The organism is Streptomyces sp. CT34 (assembly GCF_000805335.1).
Classification (GTDB): Bacteria; Actinomycetota; Actinomycetes; order Streptomycetales; family Streptomycetaceae; genus Streptomyces.
This window is the reverse complement of record NZ_KN708638.1, coordinates 1858109-1873077: the sequence shown is the minus strand read 5'-3', so window position 1 is coordinate 1873077 and position 14969 is coordinate 1858109. Positions and strand designations below refer to the sequence as shown.

Below are 14969 nucleotides of genomic sequence, written 5' to 3'. Positions count from 1 at the left end.
GCCCCGCGCACCCCCGTCGCGTCCCGGTTTCCGGTCCGCGGGCCGAGCCTGAAATAGTTCCTCACGATGTTCGCCATCCCTAGACTTCCCATACAGGGCGTCACTCGGGGGACTATGTAATGGGGCATGGAGTGCCTGAACTCGTACTCGAATTGAACGGAAGGACCTGGACGCTCGATCCGTCCCGGTCCTACAGCGTGGGCCGTGATCCGCAGGGCGATATGGTGCTCGACGACGCCAGAGTCTCCTGGCGGCACGCCACCGTCCGCTGGTCCGGACAGAGCTGGATCGTCGAAGACCACGGCAGTACCAACGGCACCTACGTCCAGGGCCGACGCATCCAGCAGCTGGAGATCGGCCCCGGCACCGCCGTGCATCTCGGCAACGCCACCGACGGCCCCCGGCTGACCCTGTCCGCCGCCGCGGCGCCCGCCGACGCCTACCGCGCGCAGCCCGCGATGGCGCCGCAGCAGCAGGGCTGGCAGGCGCCGCCCGCGCAGCAGCAGGCCCCGCAGCCGCCCGCCCAGCAGGGCTGGCAGGCTCCGCCGCAGGGCCGGCAGCCGCCGTACGTCCCGCCCCAGCAGGCGCAGCAGCCGCCGCAGGGCGGGCCCCGGCAGGCCGTTCCCCCGCAGCGGCCCGACGGGGCCCAGGAGAGTCCGGCCCCGCAGGCCCAGGGCGACCGCAGCCCGACCACCTTCCACCGCCTGGACATGAGCCGGGTGATGCGGATCGGCCGTGCGCTGGAGAACGAACTGGTCGTCTCCGACCTCCAGGTCTCCCGCCACCACGCCGAATTCCGGGCCACCCCCGACGGCCGGTTCGAGATCCGCGACCTGGGCAGCCACAACGGCACCTACGTCAACGGCCAACCGGTCCCCAAGTCCGGCACCGCGCTGATCGGCCCGAACGACACCGTCGGCGTCGGCCACTCCACCTTCCGGCTGGTCGGCGACCGCCTGGAGGAGTTCGTCGACACCGGCGAGGTCTCCTTCTCGGCCCGCCATCTGACCGTCACCGTCGACGGCGGCAAGCAGATCCTCAAGGACGTCTCCTTCGGCGTCCCCGAGAAGTCGCTGATCGCCGTCATCGGCCCCTCCGGCTCGGGCAAGTCGACGCTCCTCAAGGCGCTGACCGGCTACCGCCCCGCCAACCAGGGCGACGTCCTCTACGACCACCGGAACCTCTACAAGCACTTCGCCGAGCTGCGCCAGCGCATCGGCCTGGTCCCGCAGGACGACATCCTCCACAAGGAGCTGACCGTCCAGAAGGCGCTGCGCTACGCCGCCAAGCTCCGCTTCCCCGGCGACACCGCGCAGTCGGAGCGCGAGGCCCGGATCAACGAGGTGCTGCGCGAGCTCAAGCTCGACATCCACAAGGACAAGAAGGTCACCTCGCTCTCCGGCGGCCAGCGCAAGCGCGTCTCGGTCGCCCTGGAGCTGCTGACCAAGCCCTCGCTGATCTTCCTGGACGAGCCGACCTCGGGCCTGGACCCGGGCATGGACCGCGACGTCATGCAGCTGCTGCGCGGCCTGGCCGACGACGGCCGCACGGTCCTGGTCGTGACGCACTCGGTGGCCGAACTCGCCCTGTGCGACAGGCTGCTGGTGATGGCTCCGGGCGGTTCGGTGGCCTACTTCGGCCCGCCCGAGGAGGCGCTGAACTTCTTCCAGTACGAGACCTGGGCCGACGTCTTCTCCGCGTTCGAGAACTACCGCGACTACGACTGGGCGGGCCGCTGGCGCGGATCCCCGCACTTCCAGATGTACGCCGCGGACGTCGACTCGGCCGCCCCGCAGTCGGTCAACGTCCAGGCGCCGCCGGCCCGTATCCAGAAGTCGCAGAGCTGGGGCTCGCAGCTGTGGACACTGATGCGGCGCTATGTCTCGGTGCTCGCCTCGGACCGCGGCTTCCTCGCCCTGATGGTGGTGCTGCCGGCCGTGCTCGGCGTGGTCTCGCTGCTGATCCCCAGCGATTACGGCCTCGGATACGGCCCGGCGAGCAGACACCAGACCAACCGCGACGCGAGCACCATCGCGCTGATCCTCGCGGTCGGCATGTGCTTCTCCGGCGCGGCCAACTCGGTCCGTGAGCTGATCAAGGAACGGGTCATCTACGAGCGCGAACGGGCCACCGGCCTGTCGCGGTCGGCGTATCTGATGTCCAAGGTCATCGTGCTCGGGGTGGTCACCGCCGTCCAGGGCGTGATCATCTCGGCGATCGGCTTCTCCACCCGCAAGCTGCCGGCCGAGGGCCTGATCTTCCCCAAGGCCCCGGCGATCGAGATGGCGCTGGCGATCATCGCCCTCGGCTTCACCTCGATGATGGTCGGCCTGATCATCTCCTCGCTGGTCAAGACCGCCGAGAAGACCATGCCGCTGCTGGTCATGTTCGCCATCGTCCAGGTCGTCTTCACCGGCGTGCTCTTCCAGCTGTTCGACACCGCCGGCGTCTCCCAGTTCTCCTGGCTGATGCCGTCCCGCTGGGCCGTCGCCGCGCTGGGCGCGACCGCCGACATGAACACCCTGCTGCCGTGGGAGGTGGGCCACCCCGACCCGCTGTGGAAGCACCAGACCGGCGTCTACGTGATGGACGTGATCATCCTGCTCGCGCTGGGTGTCGGGCTCGCGTTCGTCGTCGCGCGGCTGCTGCGCCGCCACGAGCCGGAGGTCATGCGCAAGTAGCGCGCGCGGTCACCGCATTGCAGCGCCGAGGGGCGGCACCCGGTCGTGGGTGCCGCCCCTCGGCGGTGTGCGCGGTGGCCGCGGCCGGTGGAACGTCCGGCTCAGTAGGCCGAGTTGACGTTGTCCATGGAGCCGTACATCGCGGCGGCGTACTTGCAGGCGGCGGTGATGTTGGCGACCGGGTCGTAGATGTTCCAGGAAGTGCCGGGCACGTGGTACTGGCGGAAGGTCGGGTCGATGACCTGGAGCAGGCCCTTGGAGGGGATGCCCTTCGCGGCGTTGGAGTCCCAGAGGTTGATCGCCATCGGGTTGCCGGACGACTCCCGCATCAGATTGCGGTAGATGCCGTTGTAGCTGCCCGGGATGCCGTGCTGGGCCATGACGTTCAGCGACTGCCGGATCCAGCTGTCCACGGTGTTGCCGTAGGTCTTGATCGACTTCGGGGCGGCGGTCGGGGCGGCGGCCGGGATGGCGGTGCGTATCGCGGAACGGCTCGCCGTCTCCGTGTCCTTGCGGTCCTGCTCGGCCTTCGCCTTGGCGGACGCCTCGGCCTTCTCCTTGGCCGCCGCCGCCTCGGCCTTGCCCTGCGCCGCGGACGCGTCGGCCTGCTTGGCGATCGTGGCCTGCTGGGCCTGAGCCGCGGTGTCGACCGCGCTGAAGGCGACCGGCTTCACGTTCACGTTCTGGGCGACGGCCTCGCTCTTGCCCTGGCCGGCATCAGCACCCGGAACGACGGCGAAGACCAGCGCGGCGGCACCGACGGCGGCGACGCCGGCGGCGGAGAGCTTGTGGGTGCGGGTCGGATTCAGACCGGAAACAGTGTGCTTGGGCATGGCGGGACGACCTCTTCCAATGGGGGACATCGCGCGGGCCTTGAGCGGCGCAGAATTCCGAGTTCTGATCACGGCGCCGAGCGACGGGAGCCATTCTTAGCGGCCGGAAATTCCCCGGGCAACGGTGTGACGTACGATCCGGGTTAGTGGAACCGGGGGTGCCCGGAATGCGTCCGGGATACCATTTCCGCAGTTCACACGGTCTTTATATGTCCACTAATCGGGGTCGTAAGTGATGTGCGCCCTATGCGCGGGGTCACACCGGGAAGGGGTTTATCTCGCCAGCAGTAATTGCAAACGCACACCCTGTGCGCATTTTTCGGGTGTCAGATCTCGACCATCACCTGGTCAAGGGACTTTCGTACCAAATCGGGCACCTCGCAATGCGCCGCCGGGTACCCCACGGGAATCACCGCGAATGCCTTCTCGTTCGCCGGCCGCCCCAGGACCTCCTGGAGGAACCGCATCGGGCTCGGCGTGTGCACCAGCGCCGCCAGCCCCGACAGATGCAGGGCGGACAGCAGCATGCCGACCGCGATACCCACCGACTCGTCCACGTAGTAGTGCTTGCGCCGGCTGCCGTCCGGGCCCAGCCAGTGCCGCTGCTGGAAGACCACGATCAGCTGCGGCGCGTCCGTCAGATGCGGCTTCACCTCGTCGGTGCCCAGGGGCCGCAGCGCCGCCAGCCACTCCTCGCCCAGCCGCCCCTCGTACGAGCGGCGCTCCTCGGCCTCCGCCGCCGCCCGGATCCGGCGGCGCACCTCGGGGTCCTTGACCAGTACGAACGTCCACGGCTGCTGATGCGCCCCGGACGGCGCGGTGGCCGCACAGGCGATCGCGTCCCGCACCACCTGCTCCGGCACCGGGTCGGTGGCGAACTGCCGCACCGTCCGCCGCCGGTCCATCCGCTCCCGCAGTTCGGCGGCCCGGGCCAGCGACTCGGCCGCCGGCATCCGCGCGGGCCGGTACGGCACCGGCCGGTAGGGCTCTCCGTGGATCGGCGTCCAGCTCCGGGGGGATTCCGTTGAAGGCGACATGCACCGAGTCTGGAACTCGGCCCGGCAGCACCAGACGCAGATCGCCGAATTCGTGCCACGGACAGCGCCGCGCCACCGCCGCCGCGTACGCGCGCCGTAGCACCTCCCGGTTCGCCACCGCCTCCGGCATCAGCGGATGCGCGGCGGTGGGCTCGTGCAGCCCGGTGAGCAGGCCGTCCACCACCCGCAGCGGGCGCTCCGGGGTCACCGCCAGATCCGGCCGGCCGGCCGCCGCCCGCACCCGCCCCTCCGCCCCGGTCGCCGGCTCCAGCGCCGGTACGGCCGTGGTCCCCACCGCCACGATCCACCCGCCCGCCGCCCGGGGAGCCGCCCGGCGCCGCGCCCGCGCCGCGTCCACCAGCCACGCGGTGACCGACGGCACCACGAACCGCTCCGGACACGGCGGCTCGAACGCCTCCGCCGACGCGACGCCGGGGTGCAGCGAGATCGGCGCGAACTGCACCCCCCGCACTCACCAGCCGCGGCACCAGCTCCGCCCACCACAGCCGCGCGCTCGCCGGATCCACCGGCGCCTCCAGGGCCAGCCGCGCCCCGCCCGGCAGCCGTTCCGGTGCGCGTGGCCGCCTTCCCGGGTCGTCGGCTTTCCCGTCGTGGTGGCCGTTCGCCTTTGCGCCTGCGGCGGGCGTGGGTTGCCGGGTGCGCTGCCGCTCCTCCGGACTTCGTCCTGCGGAGCGGCCTCTCCCGTGGGTGGATGGCAAGGCTCGGTGGGGGCCGTGCGTGCTCCGTCCGCTGCGCGCGCGTAGAGGGGTCAGGTGCGGTCTCACCGGCCTTCTCCACTCCCCAGGGAGGGGACGGGCCGCGCAGGACGGAGTCCGGAGGACCGGTCCGGCAGCCGAACGGCCCCGCGCAGCGGCACCGCCCGCCGCGGGCGCCATGGCGGGAAAGCCGAAATCTTGCGCGGGCCGCACAGCGCCGCAACGGTGAGAAACGCGCACGGCGCCGCAGTCGACAACGCGGGAAGGCGGCCAGGCGCAGCCGCAGCAGTGCCGGGACGACCGCGGCCGGCAGCGGGCGCCCGGAGCCGTCGTCGAGCGGGACCGCCACCGCCTACAGATCCGTCCGCATCCGAGCTGATGGCCAGGATCGCCCCACCTGTCCCTATATAAGGGGACACATTCTCTTTGGCGGATGAGTCGTGACTGCCGGATTCACCGGGTTCATGGGCGTCCGGCACCTCGGCACCCGAGGTCTCCGCAGCGGAATCCGGCCTATCTAGATCATTCGGCCAATCCGGCCTATCAAGCCCATCCAGCACCTCTCCGCTCCATTCCCCTGTATAAGGGGACAACAACTCACGAGCTGCCGAACGGGATGAAAGTTCTGAACGGGACGAAAGGGAATGATCGACCGATCGGGAAGGGGTGGCGGACCGCAACAGCGGCAGCGCCTCCTGCACGAGCCCCAGCGGCGCCAGCACGTTCCCCTCCAGCGCCGTCCGCAGCCCGTCCGGCGGCTGCTCCGCCGGCCGCACCAGCGGCTCCACACCCAGCACGCTCGCGTTGTTCACCAGCAGGTCCAGCCCGCCCGGCTCCCGCGCCGCGGCCACCGGCGGCGCCGGTGCCCGCCGTCCGCCACATCCCCGGGCGGCACCACCACCCGCGCCCCGTACGCCGCAGCTCCCGCGCCGCCGCCTCCAGCGGTCCGGCCGACCTGGCGTCCACCACCAGGTCCCAGCCGCGCCCGGCCGGCGCCGCGGCGGCTCCCGGCCCAGCCCCTTCGAGGCTCCCGTGATGATCGTCACCGGCGTGATCGCGTCCCCGCGTCCGCGGGCCGGGCCCGCTGCCCCGCGCCCCCGTCCTCACCGTGAATCCGGCCGCCCGGGGCGTCGGCCGCCGAACCGGCCCTCCCAGGGCCTTCGGCCTAGGCCCGCGGTCGGAGGCGCGGGGCGCCGGTGGACCGATACGGGCCGGTCAGCCCGCCGGTACGGTTGAGGCCATGAGCAACGGAGCGGGTGCCGGGATCCCCGCGGTGAGTACCGCGATCCTGGCGATGAGCAGGCATCTGGAGGTGCGCGACGTCCTCAAGACGATCGTCGCCTCGGCCCGTGAGCTGCTGGACGCCGAGTACGCCGCCCTCGGGGTGCCCGACGACCACGGAGGCTTCGCCCAGTTCGTGGTGGACGGCGTCAGCGCCGAGCAGTGGAAGGCCATCGGCCCGCTGCCCCGCCAGCACGGCATCCTCGCCGCGATGCTGCACAACGCCACCCCGGAGCGGCTCGCCGACGTCCGTGAGGACCCCCGGTTCGGCGGCTGGCCCGACGCCCACCCGGACATGTCCGACTTCCTCGGCCTCCCGGTCGCCGACGGCGACGAGATCCTCGGCGCCCTCTTCCTGGCCAACAAGCGCTGCCCCAAACCGGAGCACACCTGCGGCTTCACCGAGGAGGACGAGCGACTGCTCGGCATACTCGCCCAGCACGCCGCCATCGCCCTGACCAACGCCCGCCTCTACGAGCGCAGCCGCGAGCTCACCATCGCCGGCGAGCGCGCCCGGCTCGCCCACGAGCTGCACGACGCGGTCTCCCAGAAGCTCTTCTCCCTCCGGCTCACCGCCCAGGCCGCGACCGCGCTGGTCGACCGCGACCCGGCCCGCGCCAAGGACGAGCTGCACCAGGTCGCCGCGCTGGCCGCGGAGGCCGCCGACGAACTCCGCGCCGCCGTGGTCGAGTTGCGCCCCGCGGCCCTGGACGAGGACGGCCTGGTCGCCACCCTGCGCTCCCAGGTCCAGGTCCTCGACCGCGCCCACTCCGCCCGCGTCACCTTCGCCGCCCACGGCGTACGGGCGCTGCCCTCCGCCCAGGAGGAGGCCATGCTGCGGGTCGCCCAGGAGGCGCTGCACAACGCCCTGCGGCACTCGGGGGCCGGGCGCGTCGAGGTGACCCTGAACCGCTTCGGCCAGGGCGCCCTGCTGCGCGTCGCCGACGACGGCCGCGGCTTCGACACCCGCGCGGTCCGCCGGGCCGGCCGGCACCTCGGCCTGGTCTCGATGCATGATCGGGCCGGCGGTGTCGGGGGCAGGCTCAGCGTGGATTCGGAGCCCGGCAGGGGCACCGCTGTCGAGATGGAGGTGCCCGGTGGCTGAGGGCGACAAGGGCGAGCGCCGCCCGATCCGCGTCCTGCTCGTCGACGACCACCAGGTCGTCCGCCGCGGTCTGCGCACGTTCCTGGAGATCCAGGACGACATCGAGGTGGTGGGGGAGGCGTCCGACGGTGACGAGGGCGTCGCCGCCACCGAGCAACTGCGCCCGGACGTCGTCCTGATGGACATCAAGATGCCCGGCACGGACGGCATCGAGGCGCTCCGCCGGCTGCGCGAACTCGACAACCGGGCCAGGGTGCTGGTGGTCACCAGCTTCACCGAACAGCGCACCGTCGTCCCGGCGTTGCGCGCCGGCGCTGCCGGCTATGTCTACAAGGACATCGACCCGGACGCGCTGGCCGGTGCCATCCGCTCCATCCACGCAGGGCACGTCCTGCTCCAGCCCGAGGTGGCCGGCGCGCTGCTCTCCCAGGAGGACAACAACGGCGGCCAGGGGCGCGGGACTTCGCTCACCGACCGGGAGCGCGAGGTGCTCGGCCTGATCGCCGACGGCCGCTCCAACCGCGAGATCGCCCGCACGCTGGTGCTGTCCGAGAAGACCGTCAAGACGCACGTCTCCAACATCCTCATGAAACTCGACCTCGCCGACCGCACGCAGGCCGCGCTGTGGGCCGTCCGGCACGGCATCGGGGCCTGAAACGCGGGGGAGGCGGGGACCGGACGGGGCGTCAAACCTATTAACCGAACGTCGCCCTGGAGATCCCGGATTCATACTGTCGTGTATACGTAGCCCGTTTGGCGTATCCCTGCTCCGGGCCGGGCCGTTTCCCAGTGCAGTCGTGGCGGTTGGCCACGGCATCGGCAACGAGGAGCAAGAGAAGTGAAGAACATCAAGCGGGTAGCGGCCATCACGATGGCGGGGGCCGGTCTCGTCCTGGCGGGCGCCGGTGTCGCCTCCGCGCACGACGCCTCGCAGGCCGACGGTGTCGCGGTGGCGTCCCCGGGTGTCCTGTCGGGCAACGTCGTCCAGGACCCGGTGGCCGCCCCCGTGAACGTTTGCGGCAACACCATCTCCGTCGTCGGCGTGCTCAACCCGGCCTTCGGCAACCACTGCGCAAACCGCTGATCGCCGGAGCATTCGCTCCGATCGCCTGACCGCGCCGCGCCCTGGCGCGCAAGAGGCACACCGGACCGGCCCCGCCAAGCCCTGGCCGAGCGGCCGGTCCGGCACTCCACAGTCATCGTCGTTACGGCCCTGTGCCACCACGTGAGGAACACGCCACCATGAACACCGCCAAAAAGGCCGCCCTTGTCCTTGCCACCACCGGTCTCGCTGTCGGCGCTGCCGCCAGTTCGGCGTTTGCACACGATTGCGGGCACGCCAAGGGCGAGGCCGTCGGCTCCCCCGGCGCCGGCTCCGGCAACGTCGTCCAGGCGCCGGTTCACGTCCCCGTGAACCTCACCGGCAACAGCGTCAACGGCGGCGGCGTGCTCAACCCGGCCTTCGGCAACGGGAGCACCAACAACTGAGGCCGTCGGCCCGGGGCCTGCATCCCCCGGACCGCTCCGGGCAGTTCCGCCCGGTTCTCCCGAGGCCCCGCCGGTCAGTCCACGGCCGGCGGGGCCTTCCCTGTTCACCCCCGGCGCCGCTCCCGCTCCTCGACCGCGGAGTTGTACGCCGCCACCTGCGCCCGCCGGGCCGTCCGCTCCACCGGACGCAGCGCCGCGGCGCGGGCCGCGATCTCCGACGAGCTCACCGCCGCGCCGTGCTCCCGGCCGTCCCCGCCCGCCTGCCGGGCGATGTCGATCAGCGCACCGACCCGCTGCGCCAGCTCCAGTACCCGTACGGCCCGCGGCGGATAGCCCGGCGCCAGCACCCGCCGGCCGGCCTCCGCCCGCGCCCGGTACGCCTCCAGCGCCGCCTCGGCGACCGGACCGGACCCGGCCACGTCCAGCGTCGAGAGCACCTCCGTCGCCTCCCGCAGCGCCTCCGCCAGCTCCCGCTCGGCCTCGCCCAGCGACGGTACGTCGGCCGGCGGAGCCTCCCGCGCCGGAAGGCAGTGCCAGACCACCTCCACATGCACATCGGGCCCAACGCCGCCCTCGGGACCGGCCTCGTATGTCTCCGGGACCAGGCCCAGCCCCGTACCGGGGGCCAGCACCGCCTCCCCGGCTTCCAGTGCCCGTGCGTTGAACTCCGGCGGCCCGCTCAGCCCCAGCGGATGCCCGGGCACCGGCAGTGCCACCCGCAGGCCGACGGCGCCCAGCGTCCGCAGCCGCCCGAGCGCGAGGGTCAGCCCGACCGGGGCGTCCTCCCCGGGCAGGTCCGTCACGCGGTGCACCGCGTCGTCGTCCGCGATCCGGTGCGCGGCGTCATCAGGCGAGACAAGTCCGGCCAAAAGGGCATTTCCCCATGCGGCCAGCCGTCCCGAACGAGGTTCATCGAGCATGGCCCCCAGCCTAGGGAACAGCACTGACAGCGAGTGGCGTAGGTTTGCAGGGGGGCTGCGCCTACAGGCGCACACGACGACCGAGAAGCAATGGGAGACAGTGCGCTCATGAGCGATGTGCTGGAGCTGGTGGACGTATCCGTGGTCCGCGAAGGACGGGCTCTGGTGGACCAGGTCTCCTGGTCGGTCAAGGAGGGGGAGCGCTGGGTGATCCTCGGTCCCAACGGCGCCGGCAAGACCACCCTGCTGAACGTCGCCTCCAGCTACCTCTTCCCGAGCACCGGTACCGCCAGCATCCTCGGCGAGCAGCTCGGCCGGGTCGACGTCTTCGACCTGCGCCCGCGCATCGGCATCGCCGGCGTCGCGCTCGCCGACAAGCTGCCGCGCGGCCAGACCGTCCTGCAGACCGTGCTCACCGCCGCGTACGGCATGACCGCGAGCTGGCGCGAGGACTACGACGACATCGACGAGCAGCGCGCCCGCGCCTTCCTCGACCGGCTCGGGATGAACGAGTACCTCGACCGGAAGTTCGGCACCCTCTCCGAGGGCGAGCGCAAGCGCACCCTCATCGCCCGCGCGATGATGACCGACCCCGAGCTGCTGCTCCTGGACGAGCCCGCCGCGGGCCTCGACCTCGGCGGTCGCGAGGACCTGGTGCGCCGCCTCGGCCGGCTCGCCCGCGACCCGTACGCCCCGTCGATGATCATGGTCACCCATCACGTCGAGGAGATCCCGCCGGGCTTCACCCACGTCCTGATGATCCGTCAGGGCAAGGTGCTGGCCGCCGGCCCCCTCGACCTCGAACTGACCTCCAGCAACCTCTCGCACTGCTTCGGCCTTCCGCTGATCGTCGAGCGCAACGGCAGCGACCGCTGGACGGCGCAGGGCCTGCCCCTCAAGTAGCCGCCGGGCCCGGCCGGTCGGGCCGCTGACCGATCGCGCCCTGTCCCGCACCGTGCCCCGGATCTACCATGAAGCCGTGGATCCATGGGTGTGGTGGCTCCTCGCCGCCGTAGGACTGGGCATTCCCCTCGTCGTGACCGCGTTGCCCGAATTCGGGATGTTCGCGGTCGGTGCCGTCGCCGGTGCCGTCACCGCAGCGCTCGGTGGCGGCACCGTTCTGCAATTCCTCGTGTTCGTCGCCGTATCGGTCGCGCTGGTCGCCGTCGTGCGCCCCATCGCCAACCGCCACCGCGGCCAGAGCCCCCGGCTCGCCTCCGGCATCGACGCGCTCAAGGGCAGAAGCGCCACGGTCCTGGAGCGGGTCGACTCCGGCGAGGGGGGCCGCATCAAGCTCGCCGGGGAAATCTGGTCCGCACGTGCCCTCGACAGCGACCGGGTCTACGAACCGGGCCAGCAGGTCGACGTGGTGGAGATCGAAGGCGCCACCGCCGTCGTCATCTGACCCGAACCCGGTGCGCGACACGCCGGGACTCTGGAAGACTGATCAACGTCAAGCCGGCCGCCGGCCGGTACGGACCAGCAACGAAGGGCACGGGAGCCGCTGTGGAACCGATCATCATCGTCCTGATCATCCTGGTGGTGCTCGTGTTCATCGCACTCATCAAGACGATCCAGGTCATCCCGCAGGCCAGCGCCGCGATCGTCGAGCGCTTCGGCCGCTACACCCGCACGCTCAACGCCGGCCTGAACATCGTCGTCCCGTTCATCGACTCCATCCGCAACCGCATCGACCTCCGCGAGCAGGTCGTGCCGTTCCCTCCGCAGCCGGTGATCACGCAGGACAACCTCGTCGTCAACATCGACACCGTGATCTATTACCAGGTCACCGACGCCCGCGCCGCCACCTACGAAGTCGCCAGCTACATCCAGGCCATCGAGCAGCTCACCGTCACCACCCTCCGCAACATCATCGGCGGCATGGACCTGGAGCGGACCCTGACCTCCCGTGAGGAGATCAACGCGGCGCTGCGAGGCGTCCTCGACGAGGCCACCGGCAAGTGGGGCATCCGCGTCAACCGCGTCGAGCTCAAGGCCATCGAGCCGCCGACCTCCATCCAGGACTCGATGGAGAAGCAGATGCGCGCCGACCGTGACAAGCGCGCCGCCATCCTCCAGGCCGAAGGTGTCCGGCAGTCCGAGATCCTCACCGCCGAGGGCCAGAAGCAGTCCGCGATCCTCCGCGCCGAAGGTGAGGCCAAGGCCGCCGCGCTGCGCGCCGAGGGCGAGGCCCAGGCGATCCGGGTGGTCTTCGAGTCCATCCACGCCGGAGACCCGGACCAGAAGCTGCTGTCGTACCAGTACCTCCAGATGCTCCCGAAGATCGCCGAGGGCGACGCCAACAAGCTCTGGATCGTGCCCAGCGAGATCGGCGACGCCCTCAAGGGCCTCGGCGGCGCCATCGGCAACTTCACTCCCGGGGGCGGTGGCGGCAGCATCCCCAAGCCCAGCAACCCGAACCGCCAGTCACCCCCCATCGACTGACGCGCCCACCCACTCGTGCATGATCGGGGTGCCCCTCGACCTCCAATGGCGGGGAGGCACCCTGACCGTGTGAGGAGACGGCGTGTCCATCTGGGAAGCAGTCGCAGTATTCGTCGCCGGCCTCGGGGCCGGCACGATCAACACCATCGTCGGCTCCGGCACCCTGATCACCTTCCCCGTACTCCTCGCCATCGGCCTGCCGCCCGTGACGGCCAATGTCTCCAACACCCTTGGCCTGGTGCCCGGTTCGATCAGCGGCGCCATCGGCTACCGCCACGAACTGGCCGGCCAGTCCCGGCGGCTGCTGCGCTTCGCGTCCGTCGCCCTCGTCGGTGGCCTGGCCGGCGCGGTCCTGCTGCTCGCGCTGCCCTCCACCGCGTTCCGGATGATCGTCCCCGCACTGATCGCCGTCGCCCTCGTCCTGGTCGTCGTCCAGCCCCGGCTCGCCGCCGCACTGCGCGCCCGCCGCGCCCGCAACGGCACCACCGCCCGGCACGACGGCGGGCCGGTGCTCTTCGCCGGACTGCTGCTGGCCAGCGTCTACGGCGGCTACTTCGGCGCCGCCCAGGGCGTCATATACCTCTCCCTGATGGGCGTGCTGCTCAGCGACGACCTCCAGCGCATCAACGCCATCAAGAACGTCCTCGCCGCCGTCGTCAACGGCGTCGCGGCGGTCTTCTTCCTCTTCGTCGCCGACTTCGACTGGACCGCCGTCGCCCTCATCGCGGTCGGCTCCGCACTCGGCGGCCAGATAGGAGCCAAGGTCGGCCGACGGCTGCCGCCGGTCGCCCTGCGCGCCGCCATCGTCGTCGTGGGACTGCTGGCCATCGTTCAACTCCTCGTCAAATAAGGGGAGTTGGGCGAGAGGCGGACAGATGGCCGAACCGGTCCCGGCCCCGGGCTACGCCGGCAGGGCCCGCAGCCTCCCCCATGGCCTAAAGGGCAACAGGAGGTGCCCCCATCGGCAGCATGTCCCGTACGGACACTCCGAGAGCCGACACCAGCGCATCCGCCGGCGTCGGCTCGAAGGGCCGGCGCAGCAGCCGCATCCCGGCCTGCTCGGGCGTACGGTCCGCCTTGCGGTGGTTGTCCTCCGCGCACGAAGCGACGGTATTCAGCCAGGTGTCCCCACCGCCGTGCGACCGCGGCACGACGTGGTCCACGGTGGTCGCCCGCTTCCCGCAGTACGCGCACCGATGCCGGTCCCGTACCAGCACCCCCCGCCGCGACCACGACGCCCGTCTTCGGAACGGCACCCGTACGTACCTGCTGAGCCTGATCACCCGCGGCACCGGCACATCGACCGAAGCGGCCCGGATCCGCAGCCCCGGGTGGGCGTGCTCGACAACCGCCTTGTCCTGCATCACCAGCACCACCGCACGCCGCAGCGACACCGTCGCCAGCGGCTCGAAGCTCGCATTCAGCACCAGCGTCTCGCGCATCCCGTCCACCTCCCGGACCCGGTTCGCCCCCGCGGCGAAGTGGCTCCACTGTGCAGTGGCAGGTATTTCCCGGACAACGCAATTTCCGCATGCCACAAGGGAAATGGAAGGTGATCGCACGATGAAGAAGAGGTGTTGCGCAGCCCGGCCGGAACGGCGCCGGGCACCCCGGGCACAGCGCCGGACGCCCGGCGCGAAAGGTGCGCTCCGGGTTCCGCCCCCGTGATGTGCACGGAACCCGGAGCGTACGACAGCCGGCGCGGACGCCCGACACGAATGCGGACTCCGGCGAACGGTGGGCGACACACCTGCGCCCCGCCGCTCCCGCCACTGCGGTACCAGCTGCCCGACGCCTGGAACAGGCGGCGGTACGCGTACCACTGTGCGTGCCGGAAGCGCCGGGGCGCAACGTAATTACGGGCCGCGGTCCGCCGGCCCGACGAGCCCTACGCGGGCACCTCGTACTCACCGATCAGCTGAGCCCGCCCGATCGCGTGGAACCGCAGATTGAAGCCCACCACCGCGGGCGAGGCGTCCTCGTCCGGGCCCAGCTTCTCCTGGTCCACCGCGTAGACGGTGAACACATAGCGGTGCGGCCCGTCGCCGGGCGGCGGCGCCGCGCCCCCGAAGTCCCGCGTCCCGTAGTCGTTGCGGACGTGCACGGCCCCCTTGGGAAGCCCCTTCATGTCACCGCTGCCGGCCCCCGCCGGCAGCTCCGTCACCGACGCCGGGATATCGAACAGCACCCAGTGCCAGAACCCGCTGCCGGTCGGCGCATCCGGGTCGTAGCAGGTGACGGCGTAGCTCTTCGTCCCCGCGGGGGCGCCCTCCCACCGCAGCTGCGGCGAGCGGTTGCCGCCGGAGTAGACCTGCTCCGAACCCAGCCTCCCGCCCGGCTCCACCTCCTCGCTCACCACCGTGAACTCCGCCACCGGCGGGTGGAAATCGTGCGGGAGCGGCCGTCGCTTCAGCTCGGACACCTCGGACCTCCTGGTCGGTTGCTGACACTCTGTCCGGTCAG

14 protein-coding genes and 2 pseudogenes are annotated in these 14969 nt (G+C 71.4%); 9 read left to right on the top strand and 7 right to left on the bottom strand.

Going from position 1 to position 14969, the window contains the following annotated elements:
• Positions 1–119 precede the first annotated feature (119 nt).
• Positions 120–2681 (top strand): ABC transporter ATP-binding protein/permease, encoded by a 2562-nt coding sequence (locus RZ84_RS08355; RefSeq protein ID WP_078893635.1) that lies wholly within the window; start codon positions 120–122, stop codon positions 2679–2681.
• Between the two features lie 101 nt (positions 2682–2782).
• Here RZ84_RS08355 and RZ84_RS08350 read toward each other — a convergent pair whose 3' ends face one another.
• The 4 genes and pseudogenes from RZ84_RS08350 to RZ84_RS40785 form a co-directional block, all read right to left on the bottom strand.
• Positions 2783–3514: a transglycosylase SLT domain-containing protein gene (locus tag RZ84_RS08350; protein ID WP_043263760.1), complete on the bottom strand. Its 732-nt coding sequence runs from the start codon at positions 3512–3514 to the stop codon at positions 2783–2785.
• A gap of 326 nt (positions 3515–3840) precedes the next feature.
• Positions 3841–4551, bottom strand: coding sequence for a nitroreductase family protein (locus RZ84_RS08345; RefSeq protein WP_198539955.1), 711 nt, complete (start codon positions 4549–4551; stop codon positions 3841–3843).
• A gap of 22 nt (positions 4552–4573) precedes the next feature.
• Positions 4574–5117 (bottom strand): annotated as a pseudogene (locus RZ84_RS40790) (S-adenosylmethionine:tRNA ribosyltransferase-isomerase); the annotation flags it as partial.
• Between the two features lie 818 nt (positions 5118–5935).
• Positions 5936–6322: pseudogene (locus RZ84_RS40785) on the bottom strand (SDR family NAD(P)-dependent oxidoreductase); the annotation flags it as partial.
• Positions 6323–6507: 185 nt separating this feature from the next.
• On the opposite strand from RZ84_RS40785, the gene RZ84_RS08340 reads away from it, so the two are divergent.
• The 4 genes from RZ84_RS08340 (at position 6508) to RZ84_RS08325 (ending at position 9141) form a co-directional block, all read left to right on the top strand.
• Positions 6508–7653, top strand: coding sequence for a GAF domain-containing sensor histidine kinase (locus RZ84_RS08340; RefSeq protein ID WP_043263758.1), 1146 nt, complete (start codon positions 6508–6510; stop codon positions 7651–7653).
• Positions 7646–8308, top strand: a complete 663-nt coding sequence (locus RZ84_RS08335; protein ID WP_043263757.1) for a response regulator — start codon at positions 7646–7648, stop codon at positions 8306–8308. Before RZ84_RS08340 ends, RZ84_RS08335 begins: the two co-directional genes overlap by 8 nt.
• Before the next feature lie 183 nt (positions 8309–8491).
• Positions 8492–8737 (top strand): chaplin, encoded by a 246-nt coding sequence (locus RZ84_RS08330; RefSeq protein WP_043263756.1) that lies wholly within the window; start codon positions 8492–8494, stop codon positions 8735–8737.
• A gap of 158 nt (positions 8738–8895) precedes the next feature.
• Complete coding sequence (locus RZ84_RS08325) at positions 8896–9141, top strand: chaplin (RefSeq protein WP_043263755.1); 246 nt, start codon at positions 8896–8898, stop codon at positions 9139–9141.
• A gap of 104 nt (positions 9142–9245) precedes the next feature.
• On the opposite strand, the gene RZ84_RS08320 is transcribed toward RZ84_RS08325, so the two are convergent.
• On the bottom strand, positions 9246–10061 hold the full coding sequence (locus RZ84_RS08320) for a hypothetical protein (RefSeq protein ID WP_043263754.1): 816 nt from the start codon (positions 10059–10061) through the stop codon (positions 9246–9248).
• 90 nt (positions 10062–10151) lie between these two features.
• Here RZ84_RS08320 and RZ84_RS08315 point away from each other — a divergent pair, with 90 nt between their 5' ends.
• The 4 genes from RZ84_RS08315 (at position 10152) to RZ84_RS08300 (ending at position 13356) form a co-directional block, all read left to right on the top strand.
• Positions 10152–10964, top strand: a complete 813-nt coding sequence (locus RZ84_RS08315) for an ABC transporter ATP-binding protein (RefSeq protein ID WP_043263753.1) — start codon at positions 10152–10154, stop codon at positions 10962–10964.
• 88 nt (positions 10965–11052) lie between these two features.
• Positions 11053–11466, top strand: a complete 414-nt coding sequence (locus RZ84_RS08310) for an NfeD family protein (RefSeq protein ID WP_043263752.1) — start codon at positions 11053–11055, stop codon at positions 11464–11466.
• Positions 11467–11567: 101 nt separating this feature from the next.
• A complete protein-coding gene (locus RZ84_RS08305; protein WP_043263751.1) occupies positions 11568–12506 on the top strand; it encodes an SPFH domain-containing protein in 939 nt (312 codons plus the stop codon).
• 82 nt (positions 12507–12588) lie between these two features.
• Positions 12589–13356: a sulfite exporter TauE/SafE family protein gene (locus RZ84_RS08300; protein WP_043263750.1), complete on the top strand. Its 768-nt coding sequence runs from the start codon at positions 12589–12591 to the stop codon at positions 13354–13356.
• Positions 13357–13441: 85 nt separating this feature from the next.
• Here RZ84_RS08300 and RZ84_RS08295 read toward each other — a convergent pair whose 3' ends face one another.
• Positions 13442–13948 (bottom strand): HNH endonuclease, encoded by a 507-nt coding sequence (locus RZ84_RS08295; RefSeq protein ID WP_043263749.1) that lies wholly within the window; start codon positions 13946–13948, stop codon positions 13442–13444.
• A 446-nt stretch (positions 13949–14394) separates the two neighbouring features.
• A complete protein-coding gene (locus RZ84_RS08290; protein WP_043263748.1) occupies positions 14395–14928 on the bottom strand; it encodes a YbhB/YbcL family Raf kinase inhibitor-like protein in 534 nt (177 codons plus the stop codon).
• Between the last annotated feature and the right edge of the window lie 41 nt (positions 14929–14969).